General features: G+C 44.6%; 14 protein-coding genes. 11 read left to right on the top strand and 3 right to left on the bottom strand.

All coding sequences use genetic code 11. The features are described from left to right. The first annotated feature begins 18 nt into the window (after window positions 1–18). Window positions 19–1,236, top strand: a complete 1,218-nt coding sequence (locus RLN88_RS03375) for an ABC transporter permease (RefSeq protein ID WP_350219965.1) — start codon at window positions 19–21, stop codon at window positions 1,234–1,236. On the opposite strand, the gene RLN88_RS03370 is transcribed toward RLN88_RS03375, so the two are convergent. After that, window positions 1,233–1,967 carry a polyprenol monophosphomannose synthase gene (locus RLN88_RS03370; protein WP_350219964.1) on the bottom strand — a complete coding sequence of 245 codons (735 nt, stop codon included), beginning with the start codon at window positions 1,965–1,967 and terminating at the stop codon, window positions 1,233–1,235. The two genes, RLN88_RS03375 and RLN88_RS03370, sit on opposite strands and share 4 nt — an antisense overlap. Before the next feature lie 105 nt (window positions 1,968–2,072). After that, window positions 2,073–3,458 carry a type III PLP-dependent enzyme domain-containing protein gene (locus RLN88_RS03365; RefSeq protein WP_350219963.1) on the bottom strand — a complete coding sequence of 462 codons (1,386 nt, stop codon included), beginning with the start codon at window positions 3,456–3,458 and terminating at the stop codon, window positions 2,073–2,075. A gap of 175 nt (window positions 3,459–3,633) precedes the next feature. On the opposite strand from RLN88_RS03365, the gene RLN88_RS03360 reads away from it, so the two are divergent. The 10 genes from RLN88_RS03360 to RLN88_RS03315 all read left to right on the top strand — a co-directional run bounded on the left by RLN88_RS03360 (window position 3,634) and on the right by RLN88_RS03315 (window position 17,919). Continuing rightward, window positions 3,634–4,548 (top strand): dimethylarginine dimethylaminohydrolase family protein, encoded by a 915-nt coding sequence (locus RLN88_RS03360; protein ID WP_350219962.1) that lies wholly within the window; start codon window positions 3,634–3,636, stop codon window positions 4,546–4,548. After that, on the top strand, window positions 4,541–5,476 hold the full coding sequence (ctlX, locus tag RLN88_RS03355; protein ID WP_350219961.1) for a citrulline utilization hydrolase CtlX: 936 nt from the start codon (window positions 4,541–4,543) through the stop codon (window positions 5,474–5,476). The genes RLN88_RS03360 and ctlX overlap by 8 nt, the downstream gene beginning before the upstream one ends. 6 nt (window positions 5,477–5,482) lie before the next feature. Next, window positions 5,483–7,270, top strand: coding sequence for an arginine--tRNA ligase (gene argS, locus RLN88_RS03350; RefSeq protein WP_350220005.1), 1,788 nt, complete (start codon window positions 5,483–5,485; stop codon window positions 7,268–7,270). A gap of 1 nt (window position 7,271) precedes the next feature. Continuing rightward, window positions 7,272–8,159 carry a 1,4-dihydroxy-2-naphthoate octaprenyltransferase gene (gene menA, locus RLN88_RS03345; RefSeq protein ID WP_350219960.1) on the top strand — a complete coding sequence of 296 codons (888 nt, stop codon included), beginning with the start codon at window positions 7,272–7,274 and terminating at the stop codon, window positions 8,157–8,159. Between the two features lie 197 nt (window positions 8,160–8,356). Beyond that, window positions 8,357–9,202, top strand: coding sequence for a universal stress protein (locus tag RLN88_RS03340; RefSeq protein ID WP_350219959.1), 846 nt, complete (start codon window positions 8,357–8,359; stop codon window positions 9,200–9,202). 4 nt (window positions 9,203–9,206) lie between these two features. Further along, window positions 9,207–12,362 carry a WD40 domain-containing protein gene (locus tag RLN88_RS03335; RefSeq protein WP_350219958.1) on the top strand — a complete coding sequence of 1,052 codons (3,156 nt, stop codon included), beginning with the start codon at window positions 9,207–9,209 and terminating at the stop codon, window positions 12,360–12,362. Between the two features lie 107 nt (window positions 12,363–12,469). After that, window positions 12,470–14,530 (top strand): M13 family metallopeptidase, encoded by a 2,061-nt coding sequence (locus RLN88_RS03330; protein ID WP_350219957.1) that lies wholly within the window; start codon window positions 12,470–12,472, stop codon window positions 14,528–14,530. Window positions 14,531–14,675: 145 nt separating this feature from the next. Further along, a complete protein-coding gene (locus tag RLN88_RS03325) occupies window positions 14,676–14,894 on the top strand; it encodes a hypothetical protein (protein WP_350219956.1) in 219 nt (72 codons plus the stop codon). Window positions 14,895–14,993: 99 nt separating this feature from the next. Then, window positions 14,994–15,332, top strand: a complete 339-nt coding sequence (locus RLN88_RS03320; protein ID WP_350219955.1) for a PadR family transcriptional regulator — start codon at window positions 14,994–14,996, stop codon at window positions 15,330–15,332. Further along, window positions 15,325–17,919: an ABC transporter permease gene (locus RLN88_RS03315; protein ID WP_350219954.1), complete on the top strand. Its 2,595-nt coding sequence runs from the start codon at window positions 15,325–15,327 to the stop codon at window positions 17,917–17,919. The genes RLN88_RS03320 and RLN88_RS03315 overlap by 8 nt, the downstream gene beginning before the upstream one ends. Before the next feature lie 48 nt (window positions 17,920–17,967). On the opposite strand, the gene RLN88_RS03310 is transcribed toward RLN88_RS03315, so the two are convergent. Beyond that, the gene (locus RLN88_RS03310; RefSeq protein ID WP_350219953.1) at window positions 17,968–18,183 is read right to left on the bottom strand and encodes a YgaP family membrane protein; all 216 of its coding nucleotides are present in this window, start codon (window positions 18,181–18,183) and stop codon (window positions 17,968–17,970) included. Window positions 18,184–18,185: the final 2 nt, after the last annotated feature.

The following is an 18,185-nucleotide window of genomic DNA, read 5'->3' as shown; positions in this document are numbered from 1 at the left end:
CTATTTTGCAAAGAGCAAATGAATCTCCCCTTTTTTATATCCAGACGAATATCCGGAAAGTCGGCAGGGTCTTTTTCCAGCATTATCAACCGCATTGCGGTGGTAAGTATTGGGCTGGGCCTGGCAGTGCTGATTCTTGCTTTTATGGTATTGTATGGGTTTAAGAAAGAGATCAAGGATAAGATCTACAGTTTCAGCGGCCACCTGATCATTAGCAAATACACCCTGTCTACTTCCTTTGAGGAAACTTCAATCACGGTAGATGATTCACTCATTCAGGAATTGAACAGCTATCCGCTGACGGAGCGGGTGCAACCCTATGCCATGAAAGCCGGGCTACTAAAAACCGAAGAAGAAGTGCAGGGCGTGATTGTGAAAGGGGTGGATGAATCCTTTGATACGCTGGGTTTTCATAAGCACATGGTCGCCGGGAGATTCCCAAATCTCCAAAAGGATGACTATTCCACTGAGGTAGCATTGAGTAAACGGGTTTCCAACTACCTGGAGCTTCAAGTTGGAGATGAGGTGCTGATTTATTTTGTGCAGAACCCGCCCAGGTTCAGAAGATTGCAAGTGACCGGGATTTACGAGACCGGGTTGGAAGAGTTTGATGAAAAGATCATCATTGGGGATTTGGATTTGGTGAGACGGATCAACAACTGGCCCGATACACTGGCCGGCGGGATTGAGGTTTTTCTCACAGATACTGATCAGATGGAAAAGGCCTGGAACGATCTCTTTAATAGCCTTGATATCGATCTGTATGTGGATCAGGTCACGGATCGGTACGTTCAGATATTTGATTGGCTCAACCTACTCAATAGAAACGTGGTGATTCTTTTGACAATTATCCTTTTCGTCTCGGGCACCAGCATCATTTCCATTTTACTCATCCTCATTATGGAGCGAACGCAAATGATCGGTGTGCTGAAGTCCCTGGGCGCACAAAACAAGCTTATCCGCAGGGTATTTGTGCTCAATGGTCTTCAGTTGATCATTAGGGGCCTTTTTTGGGGCAATGTGATCGGCCTGTCACTGGGCTTCATTCAATATTACTTCAAAATCATTCCATTAGATGCCGCCAATTACTACATGACGCATGTGCCAATAGAAATTGATGTACTAACTATTGTTGGTTTAAATCTGCTGGTCTTGACCCTAATTGGATTGACGCTTTTGATTCCGGTTGCGATTATTTCACGCGTACGTCCGGTTCGCGCTATCCGGTTCGACTAAGCCACCGGTTCGTATTTTTTGAAGAGACTCTGGATTTTCATCTGTAGCACACCAAAGATTGCTTCTTTGAAAATTCCCTTGGACATCTTGGAAGAACCCTTTGTTCGGTCGGTGAAGATGATTGGTACTTCCACGATTTTGAAGCCGTGTTTCCAGGCGTTGAATTTCATTTCAATCTGAAAGGCATATCCGATGAAGTGGATTTTGTCCAAATCGAGTTTATCAAAAACCTGTCGGCTGTAGCACTTAAAGCCTGCTGTACTATCACGGAATGGCATGCCTGTGATGATGCGCACATAGAAGCTGGCAAAGTAGCTCATCAGCACACGGCCCATCGGCCAGTTTACTACATTTACTCCTGTCACATATCGGCTGCCGATGGCCAGGTCTGCTCCATCTACACAGGCAGCATGCAATCTGATAAGATCATTTGGATCGTGTGAGAAATCTGCATCCATCTCGCAGATGTAATCGTACCCTTTTTCTATTGCCCATTTAAACCCGGCAATGTAGGCAGTGCCAAGTCCCAGCTTTCCCTCGCGTTCAATCAGATGAACCCGATCCGGCGTTTTTTTCATCTCCTCCTTCACTATATCGGCTGTTCCGTCAGGAGAGCCATCATCCACTACGAGTATGTCGAAAAGGGGAGAAAGTACCCTCGTCACATTGATGATGTCGCGAATGTTTTCGCACTCATTGAAAGTAGGTATGACGACTAAGTTTTTAGACATTGAGTAGGCTGATTGAAAAACCGAAAGATTCAAAAATAACCAAACGAATGCTACTGATAAGCTGTTGCATCTAGAGTGGAGAAGACAGTTAATCTTGGTTAAAACCTAATACCCCAAAATTTTCATCATGGCTGCACTCTCCTGCTCAGGAGCAAAAAGCTCATGATGGATATTTCCATTTTCATCCCGATCGATGATGATGTGCTTGGGGGCCGGGATCAGACAATGCTGGATGCCGCCATACCCGCCGAGCGATTCCTGATACGCCCCGGTATGGAAAAAACCGAAATAGAGCGTTTCATCCTTATCGTATTGAGGTAAGAATACCTCCCCGATATGGGCTTCTGAATCATAATAGTCCATACTGTCGCAAGTCAACCCGCCCAGGTTTACCCTGTGATATGGGCTCTTCCAGTGATTGATAGGAAGCATGATGTACTTCTGATTGAGTCCCCATACATCCGGCATGTGGGTGATAAATGATCCATCCATCATGTACCAAAGTTCTTTGTCATTCTGGAGTTTTTGATCCAGCACGGAGTAAATAGTTGCACCACTTTCCCCTACAGTGAAGCTTCCAAATTCAGTAAAAATATTGGGTACAGGTACATGGTTCTTTTTGCAAATCCATTGGATGTTTTCAATGATCTGCTCGGCCATGTATTTATAGTCGTATTCAAAATGGAGTGAGTTTTTGATGGGAAAGCCACCCCCGATATCCACCGTGTCAAGCTCAGGGCAAATTTTTCTTAGTTCGCAGTATTTGTAAATAAACCGGCTAAGCTCACTCCAATAATAGGCTGTGTCCTTGATGCCTGTATTGATAAAGAAATGAAGCATCTTAAGCTTCGCCTTGGAATCTTTAATTTCTTCCTTATAGTAAGGGAGAATATCGCTGTATCTTATACCAAGTCTGGAAGTATAAAATGCAAAGTTTGGCTCTTCATCAGCCGCAATTCGGATTCCAACGTTAAACTCATCCTTTACATGTTCTTTATAATAATTTAGTTCATTGAGATTGTCCAGGATTGGAACGCAGTTTTTGAATCCCTCATTGAGCAGAGAAGCGACTTCTTTCAGATATAGTGGTCTTTTAAAGCCATTGCAAATCACAAAGTGATCTTTTGAGAGCTTTCCTGCCTTGTTCATACTCCTTACAATGGGAATATCGTAAGCTGAAGAAGTTTCAATGTGAGCGTCGTTTGAGAGCGCCTCTTCCACTACAAACCTGAAATGTGAACTCTTGGTGCAATACGCATAGGTATAGCTTCCTTCGTACTTGTGCTTCTTAATTGCGTCCTGAAAAATCTTGTACGCATACTTAATGTTTTGCTCAATTTTGGGGAGATAGCTTAGCTTCAGCGGAGTACCATACTCTTTGATGATTTCCATCAAATTGACTCCATGAAAGAACAAGTTGTCCTTCTCAACTTTAAATTCCGGTGTGGGGAAGTAAAAGGTCTGATCTATTAGATCGGCATATTTTCTCATTGGCTCAAAAGGAAAAGTCGGTGCAATTATCCGTTAAAATAGGGACTATGAAAAACAAATCGAAGTTGATTTGGAATCTTGAAGAAATCTATCCTCCTAAAAATGCAAACCAACCGGAAGTCCATGAGGGTTTCCTTAGAGAATCAGGTTAATTTTGCGTGAATTTTTCAACTTCATGATCACCGTAAGAGTTTTAGACGAAACTGCCCCTCTGGAGGCAGTCATTTTAGGCATTGCAGATAGCATGGGTGGCGTTCCGGATGTTGAGAAAACGTATGATCCCAAATCAAAAGAGCACATTCTGGCAGGTACCTTTCCGAAAGAAGAGGATTTGATCAACGAAATGGATACGGTGGCGAAGGTGCTCGAAAAGCATAGGGTGAAGGTGTATCGTCCGGAAAATATCGAAGGTCTCAACCAGATTTTTGCCAGGGATATTGCTTTTGTAATTGGTGATAAGCTGGTGGTGCCGTGTGTCACTCCTGAGCGAAAGCTTGAATCGGATGGCATCCAGTATGTCATAGATCAGGTAGAGAATATACTGCTCCCCGATGAGCACGAACGAATGGAAGGTGGGGACATCATGCCATGGAAGGATTACATTTTTGTTGGTTATTCTAAGGAGCCGGATTTTGAAAAGTATACTGTCTCAAGGACTAACGAAGCGGCTGTTGAGTATTTGAAGAAAACATTTCCCCAATACACCGTCAAAGCATTTGAACTGAAAAAATCCGATGAGGATCCCCGTGAAAATGCGCTCCATCTGGATTGTTGCTTTCAGCCCGTAGGTAAGGATAAAGCAATCATTTACCGGGGAGGGTTCAAAAACCCCGAAGATGCTGACTTTCTGATCCATTTCTTTGGAAAGGACAATGTATTCGAAATCACCAAAGAGGAGATGTATGAAATGAATTCCAACTTCTTTTCCATCAGCCCCGAGGTGGTTATCTCGGATAGCAGCTTTACCCGACTCAATGAGCAATTTAGAAAATGGGGATTGACTGTAGAGGAGGTAAAATATCGCGAAACAGCTAAAATGGAAGGGTTGTTAAGATGTTCCACTATGCCACTAAGAAGAAAATATGAGTAAGCAGGTCACAAACCATATCATGATGATACGCCCGGTTGCTTTCTACATGAATGAGCAAACTGCGGTGAACAACTACTACCAGAAAAACGAGGAGGGGGTATCTGCAGATGATATTCAGAAGGAGGCACTAGGTCAGTTCGATCAGTTTGTAGAAAAGCTCAGGGCTGAGGGTGTGGATGTTACAGTTTTTGATGATACCGCTGAGCCAGCCACCCCGGATTCCATTTTTCCAAACAATTGGATATCCTTTCATCAGGATGGTGTGATCAGACTCTATCCGATGTATGCAGAAAACAGAAGGTTGGAGAGAAGGGACGATATCATTGAAGGGTTAAAGCAAAATTTCAAAGTTGAGGATATTGTAAGCTTCACCCACTGGGAGGAGAAAGGGGCTTATCTTGAAGGAACGGGAAGTTTATTGCTGGATCGGCAAAACAAGATCGCCTATGCGGCAATCTCTGAGCGCACCATGCCTCAGGTTTTGGAAGATTTTTGTGATGAGGCCGAGTATGATCTCATTTCATTTCATGCACTCCAGACGGTAGATGGAAAGCGATTGCCAATCTATCACACCAACGTGATGATGTGTCTGGGGGAGGAGTTTGCAGTGGTTTGTCTGGAGAGCATTGACGACCTGGATGAGCGTGAAAACCTGATCGAATCGCTGGAAGAAACAGACAAAGAGATCATCGAAATCACGGAATCGCAAAAGGAACAGTTTGCCGGGAATATGCTTCAGGTGATTGGCAAGGATGACCAGCGACTCGTGGTAATGTCTTCAGCCGCTTACAATTCCCTGACAGACGATCAAAAATCACAACTATCCAAGCACGGAAAGCTGGTGCATAGCGACATCCATACCATCGAAAAGCTGGGAGGCGGAAGCGCACGGTGCATGATGGCCGAAATTTTTAATCCCAAGAAATAACCAAGCATAATGCTGGAACAAAAAATACAGAAAGCAATCTCAGAGGCATTCGCCAAACTATATAATCACGAAATCGGACCGGATCAGGTCAGCCTTCAGCCTACAAGGAAAGAATTTGAAGGGAGCTACACGTTTGTCACGTTTCCATTCCTGAAAGTTACCAAAGGAAAGCCGGAGGATGCGGGTGCGCAGATTGGCGGCTGGTTAAAGGAAAATACGGATTTTATCAAGGGATACAATGTGGTCAAAGGGTTTCTAAACCTGGAAGTGGCTGATCTTACCTGGGCACAGACGCTCAGTGATATTTCAGCGAATGCGGACTATGGAAAACTTCCTGTGAATGGGGAGAAGGTGATGGTCGAGTTTTCTTCACCGAACACAAACAAGCCACTTCATTTGGGTCATTTGAGAAATAACTTTCTCGGCGACTCAGCCTCCAGAATCCTTGCTGCCAATGGATACGAGGTTCGAAAAGTAAATCTGGTCAATGATCGTGGAGTACACATTTGTAAATCCATGCTGGCCTACCAAAAGCTGGGCAATGGAGAAACCCCGGAAAGTGCCGGGATGAAAGGCGATCACCTGATCGGCAAGTATTATGTGAAGTTTGATCAAATCTACAAGGAGGAGATCAATACGCTCATACACCAGGGCATGGATCCGGAGGAGGCAAAGAAGGAAGCACCTTCCATCAAAGAAGCGCAGGAGATGCTTCAGAAATGGGAGCGTGGGGATAAAGAAACAGTCGCCCTTTGGGAGAAGATGAATGGCTGGGTGTACGAAGGATTCGACCAGACCTATGATACCATGGGCATCCAATTCGACACAATGTACAAGGAGTCAAACACCTATTTGCTGGGCAAGGAGTTAGTTGAGGAAGGATTGCAAAAAGGGGTGTTTTTCAAAAAAGATAATGGCTCGGTATGGGTGGACCTGACGGATGAGGGGATGGATGAGAAGCTGGTTCTTCGGGGGGATGGAACTGCCGTGTATATGACTCAGGACATGGGTACTTGTGATATGAAGCATCGGGATTTTCCGTTTGATAAGACCGTATTTGTGGTGGGAAATGAGCAGGATTATCACTTCAAGGTTTTGTTTGCCATCATGAAAAAGCTGGGCCGCAGCTACGCTGATGGCCTGTACCATCTTTCCTATGGGATGGTGGACCTCCCAAGCGGAAAAATGAAATCCCGCGAGGGAACCGTAGTAGATGCGGATGACCTATTGCATGAAATGTTCGATACGGCAGAGAAGCATACCAGAGAGCTCGGGAAGATCGAGGGAATGGAAGAGCAGGAGGCAAAAAACCTCTATCGTATGCTTGGCCTTGGAGCTTTGAAATATTTCTTGCTCAAAGTGGACCCCAAGAAAAGAATGCTCTTCAACCCACAGGAGTCCATCGAGTTTCAGGGTCACACCGGACCGTTTATTCAATACACCCATGCCCGCATCTCTGCAATTCTGCGAAGGGCTAAATCGCTCGAAGTAAAAACAGGTTTTGCGCCGGAAAAGGTTGGGTCGCTGGGCAAGCGCGAGATCGAGTTGATCTATAAGATTACGGAATACACGAACGCTTTGGAGGAAGCGGCCAGGGAATACTCACCTGCGGTGATGGCTCAATACGTGTACGATCTGGCTAAGGAATACAACGGGTTCTACCAGGAGGTGCCAATCTTCAATGAAGAGAATAAGGATGCACTAGCATTCCGAATTGCACTATCGGCGGTTACTGCTAAACTTATTAAAGAAAGTATGAGTTTATTGGGGATTGAAGTGCCCGATCGGATGTAGAATGAAATCCTGGATCAAAGCCTTTCGCTTGCGTACGCTTCCTCTTGCCATCTCCGGCTGGCTGGTAGGGATTTCATTGGCTACCAACAAGGCGGAATTGAACTATCTGATTGCGGGGCTGACGCTGCTTACAGCCATTCTTTTGCAAATCCTATCCAACCTGGCCAATGACTATGGAGATGCCTCCTCAGGCGTGGATGAAAAACGCATCGGAGAAGTCCGGATGGTCAGTTCGGGGGCGATCACGCCTGCAGCCATGCGAAAGGCGATCATACTTTTTACGTGTTTCGCTTTTCTTTCGGGCGTGGTACTTTTATATCTTTCATTCCCTTATGACTGGAAATCCGTCCTGGTATTCCTCCTGATAGGATCGGTTGGAATTGCTGCTGCGATCAAATACACGGTAGGAAAAAATCCCTACGGCTATGTCGGTTTTGGCGATGTGTTTGTCTTCGTATTTTTCGGTATTGTACTCGTGTTTGGAACCTACTACTTGCAGGTGCAGGAGCTCAATTGGCTCATTCTTCTTCCGGCGGCTTCCATGGGGCTATTTAGTGTAGGGGTTTTAAATGTGAACAACATCAGGGATATTGAATCAGACAGACAGTCAGGCAAGCAATCTATACCGGTACGTATTGGAAAGAAAAAGGCAGTCATCTATCACGTTTTACTTTTGCAGGTAGGATTGCTCCTAAGTGTAGCGTATGTGTTCCTCACTCTCCAAAGTGGGTGGGGATTCCTATTCATTTTCGTCAATTCCCTCTTCATTTTCAATATCAAAGCAGTGGCTAAAAAGCCCTCACATCAGCTCGACCCATATCTGAAACAAATGGCTATCGCTACCCTGCTTTTTGCCGTTCTTTTTTCGTTGGGGCAGGGACTCAACTAATCCATACATTAACATTCGTTGGTTCTCGATATGATTTTCATCAAAATGGAATGATGAAAGCCATTTTTCATTAACTTGGGAGTATTAAAAATTCAATAAGTCAATGAAATGAGCATGATAGAAAATCACCCACCAGATGGATGATTAGTCCTCATGCGAATTCCATGTGTGCTACAAAAAAATAAACTCCCTTAAACATGAAACAAATATTAGTACCCTACGATTTTTCAAAAGTTGCGGAACACGCACTCGATTTTGCCTGCCAAATCGCTGATAAGTCTGCGGGAAATATCCTACTATTAAACGTCATAGATCACCCTACACCTGATTCCTTCAAGACCATGGGAATTCAGAATGAAGATCCAATGGAACAACTCTACATCAAAAAGATGTACGAAATGGTTCAGGGTAAGCTGGCAGAGGTTGTTTCCGGAGCGAAGTACTCAAAGGAAAAAATAAGCACCAAAATCCAGTTGGGCAATCCATACCACACCATCATCGATCAGATCACAGAAGAAAACGTGGATTTGCTTATCGTGGGTACCGAAGGAGCTGAAGGATTGAATGAGTTTTTTGTGGGATCTAATACTGAGAGAATTGTAAGAAAAGCAACCTGCCCGGTAATCTCCGTGAGCGATAAGTTTTCAATGGAGCCAATCGAGAAGATCATCTTTGCTTCGGATTTTATGAATACCGATGACTTTTTCATAGAGAAAGTAAAAGCACTGCAGGCAATGATGGACGCCCAACTCAACATTGTAAAAATCAATACACCTGCCAGCTTCACTTCCACCCGTCATGACTTGAAACAAATGAATGAATTTGTGGATAAATACGGCATTGAGAACTTCACTATTGATATCTACAACTACAAAAATGAGGAGGATGGAATCATCCTTTATGCTGAGGATATTGGGGCAGATATGATTGCATTGGGAACCCACCAGCGCAAAGGAGTGGGGCACTTCCTTGCTGGCAGCATCGCCGAGGATGTGGTCAACCATGCAAAGGTTCCCGTTTGGACCGCCCACCTAAGTGATTGATCAAGTGAAGAATTTAATTTCATTACTAAGTCTTTTGAGCCTCTGTTTTGCAGGGGCTCAGTCGTTTCAGGCAGTCATCCAAAAAGGACACGGGGAAGCCATCAAATCTGTGGCCTTCACCAGCAATGGAAAATTCCTCATTACGGTTAGCAGAGACAAGAGCGTAAAAATCTGGGATGCTATATCTGGCAAGGAAATCAGGACTATGCTGGGGCATGATCATACAGTTAATGGATTCGCCGTTTATGAAAAAATGATCGCAACCAGTAGTGCAGACGGCACAGCTGGAGTATGGGATATGGAAACTGGGCAACTGATTTGGCAGAGCAAAAAACTAGCAGAGTTTGTCACCTCGGTAGACTTTAGCCCAAATGGAGATTTGCTGGCGGTGGGCAGCTATGCAGATTCTATTTCCATTTTCAAAACAGATGGTTTCTCGCTGCTCATGAAAATCAAAGCCAATGCTGATAGAGGTGTAGGATATGGAGTGAGCGTGACCTTTAGCCCAGACGGGAAGTATTTGGCTGTGGGAGAAGACAACCGAACGGCAAAGATTTATTCCACCACAGACTGGTCTCTGATCTACGAATTCAAACCCGAGGCTGGTTACTGCGGAGGTTGCGGTTCGATTACTGATATCCGGGAAAATCAACTACTGAAGCTTTCAAATGGAACCACTTTTACCAGGTACAATCTATCTTCAGGTAAGAAGGAGTGGGAGGGGCAAAGATCCTTCAGAGATATAGCTTCCGTAGAATTCCAACCATCTGGAGATCACTTCCTGGCTGCCACGGAAGATTCGGTCTTTGTGTATCTGAGTAAGTCCGGTAAACTTCATTCCAAATGGAGCATGGGTGCTGAGATCAATGATGCCACATTCCACCCCAAAGAGCAGGAGATCGCTATTGCGGTAGATAAGGTCGTGGTTGTGACCGATTACGAGGGAAATGAAATCAGGCGGTATGAAGGGATCCTGAATCAGTCGAGCACAGGTTTGGATTATGACCTGGGCAGCTACTGGGAACACTACATCGCCAAATGGGTCAAATATAAGCCAGCTCGAATGCTGGATAGTCATGATTTCTATGTAGGCAAAACGGGGAGCAAGGCCCGCAAATGGAATGTGAAAAGCGCATCCATATCCATGGAATATATCGGCCATGAAAAGGGAGTACTATGCTTTGAACGGATAGATCAGCAAACCATGGCCTCTGGTGCCGGGGATGGAAAAATTATTATCTGGAATGAGGAAACAGGTGAAGTGATAAAGAAAATCAATGCTCACAGGGAGCCGATTTTCGATCTCACCCTAAGTAATAATGGGAAACTCCTGGCGAGCACCGCCTGGGATGGTGTGATCAGTCTTTGGAATACGGAAACTTGGGAGCGTTATAATTATATCTACAACGAGGGTGCTTCTACCTATGCGTTTGACTTCACCGAAAATGACGCCTATCTGGTCGTAGCAATGCTGGATAAAACCCTGAAGCTTTGGGAAGTAGAGACAAAGAAATTTGTCAAGGAATTCATCGGTCACACAGATAATGTTACGACTGTTCGTGTGTATGGAGACGAGATTTTATCCGCCGGTTGGGATGGGAGTATCATTCTCTGGGACTTGTATAGCGGGTTGATCAAGAAGCGTTTCAAATCAGATAAACCTGTTTTTTCTGCTCTTTTGAAAGAAGTCCAAATCATATCCGTGGGGGCCGACCGACTGGTGACCATTTGGGATAGAAATACGTCCGGGATCATCAATCAACTGGATGGCCATCAGGCGGAGATCAATGGCCTGGATATCCGGGATAATCTCATGATGACGACGGATGTGGACGGGGTAACAAAATTCTGGGATTTCGATGAGCGCAAAGAACTGTTTGAGCATATCCAGATAGGGAAAAACGACTGGATGGTGAAAACGCCTGATGGGTATTTTGATGCCACGGATGATGCAATTTCCAACATTCATTTTGTGAGAGGGATGGAGGCAGTTGGCGCAGATCAGCTGATGGAGGAATTTTATGTGCCCGGCCTGGTAAAGGATATCTTCAGTCCCTCAAAAGCAGGCACCAAGTCAATGGGACAGTTGATGGACAAAAACCCGCCACCCGTGCTTAAGCTATCAGGGTTGGTGGAGAATGAAACAGCTAAGCTTTACCTGAAGGCAGAAGATGCCGGAGGTGGAGTCAATGAGGTGAGGCTTTTTCACAATGGAAAGAGAGTGCCGCTGGAATCACAGATTCAAAAGGTTCGCTCCGATGACAATGCGAAAATTTACACCATTGAATTCCCACTAGTGGCAGGTCATAATGAATTCATGGCGATAGCTTCTTCCAACGCAAACCTGGAGTCCAATAAAGCCAAAGTGAGTTTGTTTTCAGATTCCAAAGTCCCGGGAAGCACCTGTCATATTTTGGCTGTTGGAATTAATGAATACCAAAACAAATCCCTGAACCTGAATTACGCTAAGACAGATGCCAGTTCTTTTGCTACGCAAATGAAGCAGCAGGGCGAGGAGATATATTCAAAAGTAGTGCTACATCAGATTTTTGATAGAGACGCCACCAAAGAGAACATACTGGCAAAGGTTTCCAGCCTGAACGATCAGATTTCCGTCAACGATGTTTTTGTGTTTTACTATGCCGGCCATGGCAGCATGGTGGATGGTGATTTCTACCTCGTGTCTTCCAACGCAAGCAGGCTTTACGATAGCGACAAAATTGATGAGTATGGAATAAAGGCGTCTCAACTTCAGCAGGCCATGTTGGATATCAAAGCACTCAAGCAGCTTATTATTATGGATGCATGCCAGTCCGGGGGATCGGTAGAGGTGCTGGCCCAGCGTGGGGCTCCCGAGGAAAAAGCCATCGCACAGCTGTCCCGTAGTTCTGGCATCCATGTGATGGCCGCAGCGGGTAGCGAGCAATATGCCACTGAGTTTGAGTCGCTGGGCCATGGGCTATTCACGTATGCGTTGCTAAAAGGGCTGGCAGGAGATGCGGATGGAGCACCTAAGGATGGAAAAGTCACCATCTACGAGCTGAAATCATACCTGGATGACCAGGTACCAGAGCTCAGCATCAAATACAAAGGAAGCCCTCAATACCCGCACACTTTTTCCAGAGGACAAGACTTCCCCATTGTAATTGTGGAAGATTAGCTGAATAGATGCTCGCTCATCAACTTTTTTTACCATTTAGCCTGATCAGATAGTTTTAACTACTTCATTTTCATACTTTTAAGATTCTAAAAACCAATCATAAAACTATGAAAAACTCAATGCTAATTGTATTGGCAGTCGTACTTCTTGGCTCGTGCACCGCACCGCAGGAAGATGCAAAAGCCAAAGAAATGCCTCCAGGTTTGGACCTATCGATGATGGGCGAGGGAGTGGATCCTAAAGAGGACTTTTACCGATTTGCCAATGGCAGTTGGTTGGACAAAACTGAAATACCAGCCGATCAGGGTCGCTGGGGTGGATTCCCGGAGCTACGGAAAAAGAATGACAAGATCATGCTGGATATCATGGACCGCTCCGCTCAAAATCCCGATTTTGGCGATGGCACAGATGAAAGAAAGGCAATAGATTTCTTTTCTGTCGGTATGGATTCAACGCTGGCAGAAAGGGTGGGCACCAAGCCATTGTTTAAATGGATGGAGCAAATCAATGCTATTTCTGGTAAGGAGGATCTTCAAAGCCTATTAGCTGATATGCACAGCTCAGGATACGGATCCTTTCATGGGGTGGCCTCTTTTGCCAACCTGATGGATAGCAAGATCAATGCACTTTATGTGACAGCTGGTGGGTTAGGTCTTCCAAACAGGGATTACTACACCAAGGACGATGCAAAGTCGAAAGAGATCAGGGAAAAGTACATTGCTCACGTAGGTCGAATGATGGATTTGGCCGGAGTAGAGGGGGATTCCGAAGCGATGGCTAACGATGTGATGGAAATAGAAAATCGACTCGCCCTTGCATCCCTCACGCCAATTGAGGCAAGAAATATCCCGGCGCTGTACAACCCAATGACTGTTTCAGGACTTCAAGAGCTGTCTCCTGCATTAGACTGGAATGCATACCTCAACGAAGTGGGTGTGGATATGTCTAAGGTGGATACACTGATTGTGCTTCAGCCAAAATTTATGAAAGAGGTGACAGCTACCATCAATGAGGTAGACATGGCTAAGATCAAAAATTATCTTGCCTGGAATGTGGTAAATCAGGCTGCAAACTTTCTAAGCAATGAGATGGTGCAGGCAAACTTTGATTTCTATGGCAAGGTGATCAGTGGAACCGAACAAATGAGACCAAGATCTGAGCGTGTGCTCTCTTCTACCAATGGAGTGATCGGAGAGGCAATTGGCAAGGTCTATGTCGCGGAAACATTCCCTCCTGAAGCAAAAGCTAGTGCGGAGGAAATGGTGGCCAATCTAATGAAGGCGTTTGATGCTCGTATCAAAAATCTGGATTGGATGTCTGAAGAGTCAAAAGAGCAGGCACTGAAGAAACTGAACAACCTGACTGTGAAAATAGGATACCCGGACAAATGGAGGGATTACTCTGCCTTGAAGGTGGAAACCAGCGGGGAGACTTACAGCTACTATGGCAACATGGAAAATGCCTGGAGATGGCAGTTTCAGGAAAACATCAAAGAGATTGGCGAGCCAGTGGATAAGCAGCGATGGGGGATGAACCCTCAGACGGTGAATGCATATTTCAATCCATTAAACAATGAGATTGTATTTCCTGCAGCCATCCTTCAACCACCTTTCTACAACTACACCGCTGATGCGGCAGTCAACTATGGCGGCATGGGTGCGGTGATTGGTCATGAGATTTCTCACGGATTTGATGATCAGGGTAGCCGATTTGATTTCCAGGGAAATATGGTGAACTGGTGGACGGAAGATGACAAGAAGCGATTCGAAGAAAGAAGTGAAAAGCTGGTTGCCCAGTTTGATGCCTATGAAGCACTTGATAGTGTCTATGTACAAGGCAAGCTGACCCTTGGTGAAAACATTGGGGATCTTGGTGGTCTCAACGCCGCATATGATGCACTTCAGATTCATTTGGCTGAAAATGGAAACCCCGGCTTGATCGATGGATTCACTCCTGAGCAGAGGTTATTCATTTCTTGGGCTACCATCTGGAGAACAAAATATCGGGATGAAACCCTGAGAACTCAGGTACTTACAGATCCGCATTCTCCGGGCATGTTCAGAGCTATAGGCCCTTTGACAAACATGGAAACGTTCTACGCTGCGTTTGACATTAAGGAAGGAGACGAGTTATGGAGACCGGAAGAAGAGCGTGTGAAAATTTGGTAAAAGAAGATTTGTTGGAATTTAATGGAGCTACTCTCGAAAGGGAGTAGCTTTTTTTTATTGCCCAGTTCGAAACATTTTTCTGTTTTCTCTGTAATAAATTCAGACTTCTACGTACTAACCACGTAAACACACCAAACAGAAAGTCATGAAAAAGCTCACAGAATTAAACTGGTTTAAGAAATCCCTTCTCGTAATCGGCTTTATGACCTCTGGCATAATCATAGGAGATGCCCTGAATAAAACCTCAGGCACCAGTCTCTCCGAATACAAAAAAGAGCTACTAAAAGAACTCAAAGTACAGGATGGCCTTATTTCCAATGCCTACCTGCTGGGTATTTCCGTGCTGAAAGAGGCATTGGATTGATCCATTACCCCCATTTGATCAAATAATTGATTTCTTTCTACTTTATCGAAACATATAAAGTAAGCCTATCGTATATTAGTCTGCAAAATAGAAACTAATATGAAAGGTACTAATCTGGGTGAATTCGAAGAACTACTGCTACTGGTAGTTTTAATACTTCAGGAGGAAGCATATATGCTCAGAATAAAAGATGAGATCAAAAAGCAGGTCAATCGATCCATTTCCATGGGCGCTTTGCACACTACTTTGAGCAGACTGGAGCAAAAGGATTTTCTGAAATCTGAACTTGGAGGTGCCACACAGGAAAGGGGGGGCAGGAGAAAACGCATATATGAACTCACTGCGGATGGTAAAACAGCCCTGAATGAAGTAAAAGAAATGCGTGCAAGCCTGTGGAGCCAGGTGCCTTCATTTGAATTGAAGTTTACAAATGGCTAAGGAAGTGCAGCCACCGAAGATATCATTCAAGCTAATCCAATGGCTATGCAAAGCTGAGTTGGTAGAAGAGCTGCAGGGTGACCTTCATCAATATTATGCTGAGAGCAGCAGCAAACTCAAAGGACTAAAATACTGGATTCAGGTAGTAAACTATCTGCGTCCATCTACACTCAAATCAATCAAAACTCAAAAATCAGGACCTATGTTTTCATTTAATCCATTACTCACGCTAAGAAACTTATATCGCTATAAGTCTTCTTCACTGATCAGCATATCAGGCTTCACGTTTGGGCTGGTCGCCACTATCTTTTTGTACTTCTATATCTTCTCTGAGATAGCCACAGATTCTTTCATTCAGGATAAGGATCAGATTTATCGGGTCATAAGAAAATCAGAGGTCAATGGTACCAAATATGATATTGGAGTGACCTCCGGCCCCTTTGCCGAGGCGCTGACGAATGACTTTCCTGACGCCATCTCAAGTGTCACTCGCGCATTGAACGAGTCCGGACTGGTATCTGCGGGGGAGCGCAGGTTTTACGAGGATCAGATACTCATGGCAGATGCCAACTTTTTCGAATTCTTCTCATTCCCACTCCTTTCCGGTGATCCGAAGACGGTATTAGAGCAGCCTAACTCGGTGGTGCTAAGTAAGAAAATGGCCAAGAAATATTTCGGGAATGAAGATCCAATTGGCAAGGAAATCAAAGCGGATAATATGTTCACTTTTATTGTAACAGGAGTTATGGATGACTTGCCTGCCAAAACTCACCTCCGATTTGATTTTGTGGCTTCTCTTCAGCTTTACGAGCAGTTTGATTGGTTTAAAAACTGGTGGAATAATAACCTGATGACGTACGCCAAGATTCCTAATGAATCGGTGGCTGAACAGGTAGAAGGGCAGTTTGCGGGGTTCATGGATAAGTACTTTGGAGAGGACTTTAAGAAATCAGGGGCAAGAATAGATTTGGCGCTTGAGCCTCTGATGCAAGTTTACTTTGATGACGAAACCAGGTACGATCCTGCTGCTCACGGAAATATCAATGCCATTTATGTTTTAGGATTGGTGGCCATCGCTATCCTTTTTATCGCATGTTTCAATTACGTCAATCTCTCCATCGCCCAGTCATTTATGCGAGCAAAGGAAGTGGCAGTGAGAAAAGTATTGGGCGTGAACAAAGGAAGACTTGTACTACAATTCCTTGGGGAGTCGGTTATGATTCTCTTGTTTTCCATCCTTTTGGCAATTGGCTTGTGCGAATTGATCAATCCACTTTTCAATCGCTTTTTCGATATTCAGATTTCGCTCAATTGGCTGGATAGTAATGTGATCATATTTTTCACCGCCTTATTCACATTGGTGTTGCTTACCTCCGGAATATATCCGGCATTGTTGCTTTCATCTTTCAAGCCCATCTCAGCTTTGAAAGGAAAAATCACGTCCGGCAAAAATGTAGGTCTGAGGAAAGGGCTGGTGGTGGTTCAGTTTTCCATTTCTATTTTTCTCATTGTAGCCACTGTGCTGATATCTCAGCAAACCAAATACCTCACTGACAAAGAGCTTGGATTTGATAAAAATGCCGTGGTGGTAATCAGTTTGTATAATCAGGAGATCCGGGCAAATAAAGAAACCTTCATTAAGCAGCTTCAAAGCATCCCCTCTGTCAAGTCTGTTTCTAATATGAGTGGTGAGCCGGGAGGATTTCACGATGTTTCTGTTTTTCAATTCGCAGGCATAGACGAAGATTTCAGGTTCAGGACGGTGTTTTCAGATACGGCCTATTTGAGCGTGCTGAATTTGGAAGTGCTGGCTGGACGCAATTTTTCACCAGACTTAAAAACTGATGTCGAGAATGGCATGCTCATCAATGAAATGGCACTGGCCGAAATTGGACTTGGGGCAAATGAAGTAATAGGAAAGAAGGTCAAGCTTCCAAGCTGGAATGATATGGAACGAACAGTTATTGGAGTAGTGCGAGATTACCATTTTACTTCACTAAAAGACCAGATTGAGCCGATGGCAATTATTGCCGGGCAAAATTTTGGCGGGAGAGTGGTGGTAAAATTAGAAGGAGAAGATTTCAAAGAATCCCTGATTGCCATCGATGAAACATATCGTAAGCTATCACCGGGCTTTCCTTTGCAATATGATTTTTTGGATGAGAGCCTGGCCAGGCTTTATGAAGAGGAACAAAAGCAGGCGAGATTGTTTAGTGCCTTTTCCGGTATTTCGATCTTTTTGGCATGCCTGGGAATCTTCGGTTTGGCAGCCTATTCTGCTCAGCAAAGGCAGAAGGAATTGGGAATTAGAAAAATATTGGGAGCTACTGTTCAGCAGATCATCGGATTGATTTCAAAAGAGTTTGTGCTATTGGTGCTGCTTGCCTCACTATTCGCGATCCCGGCAAGCTGGTACTTTATCAGCAACTGGTTAGGAGGCTATGCTTACCGGATTCAACTATCCAGCCACTGGTATGTCTTCTTGGTAGGAGGAGTAGCTACAGCGATCATCGCATTGATCACCGTGACACTTAAAACCTATAAGGCTGCCATCTCTGATCCTACAGAGAGTATCCGAAATGAATAAATCAGAGCTCGCCTTGGGCGAGCTCCGTCCATCATTAATGGACCTCAGTTATGAGCTCTTCTCCTTCACCTTGCAGGTACTCAGCCCAAAAGGAGCGTAAAGTGGGCAAAAGCTGATTAAGCTTGTAAGTACAAATACTGCAGCGAGTATTACCAGCACTAAACCAAAGGTGCCTACCAATACTCCTGTGAAATAAAGATATGCCAATACTGCAGCGAGTATCACCCTGATCACTCTGTCCGCTGATCCCATGTTCTTTTTCATTT

The organism is Ekhidna sp. (assembly GCF_040223195.1).
Taxonomy (GTDB): Bacteria; Bacteroidota; Bacteroidia; order Cytophagales; family Cyclobacteriaceae; genus Ekhidna.
This window is presented reverse-complemented; position numbering and strand designations above follow the sequence as displayed.

Coding starts and splice junctions, on each gene's coding strand:
- RLN88_RS03320 (WP_350219955.1), top strand. CDS start 14,994: ATGAAAGGTACTAATCTGGGTGAATTCGAAGAACTACTGCTACTGGTA.
- RLN88_RS03340 (WP_350219959.1), top strand. CDS start 8,357: ATGAAACAAATATTAGTACCCTACGATTTTTCAAAAGTTGCGGAACAC.
- RLN88_RS03325 (WP_350219956.1), top strand. CDS start 14,676: ATGAAAAAGCTCACAGAATTAAACTGGTTTAAGAAATCCCTTCTCGTA.
- menA (WP_350219960.1), top strand. CDS start 7,272: ATGAAATCCTGGATCAAAGCCTTTCGCTTGCGTACGCTTCCTCTTGCC.
- RLN88_RS03365 (WP_350219963.1), bottom strand. CDS start 3,458: ATGAGAAAATATGCCGATCTAATAGATCAGACCTTTTACTTCCCCACA.
- RLN88_RS03375 (WP_350219965.1), top strand. CDS start 19: ATGAATCTCCCCTTTTTTATATCCAGACGAATATCCGGAAAGTCGGCA.
- RLN88_RS03310 (WP_350219953.1), bottom strand. CDS start 18,183: ATGAAAAAGAACATGGGATCAGCGGACAGAGTGATCAGGGTGATACTC.
- RLN88_RS03315 (WP_350219954.1), top strand. CDS start 15,325: ATGGCTAAGGAAGTGCAGCCACCGAAGATATCATTCAAGCTAATCCAA.
- RLN88_RS03360 (WP_350219962.1), top strand. CDS start 3,634: ATGATCACCGTAAGAGTTTTAGACGAAACTGCCCCTCTGGAGGCAGTC.
- RLN88_RS03370 (WP_350219964.1), bottom strand. CDS start 1,967: ATGTCTAAAAACTTAGTCGTCATACCTACTTTCAATGAGTGCGAAAAC.
- RLN88_RS03330 (WP_350219957.1), top strand. CDS start 12,470: ATGAAAAACTCAATGCTAATTGTATTGGCAGTCGTACTTCTTGGCTCG.
- ctlX (WP_350219961.1), top strand. CDS start 4,541: ATGAGTAAGCAGGTCACAAACCATATCATGATGATACGCCCGGTTGCT.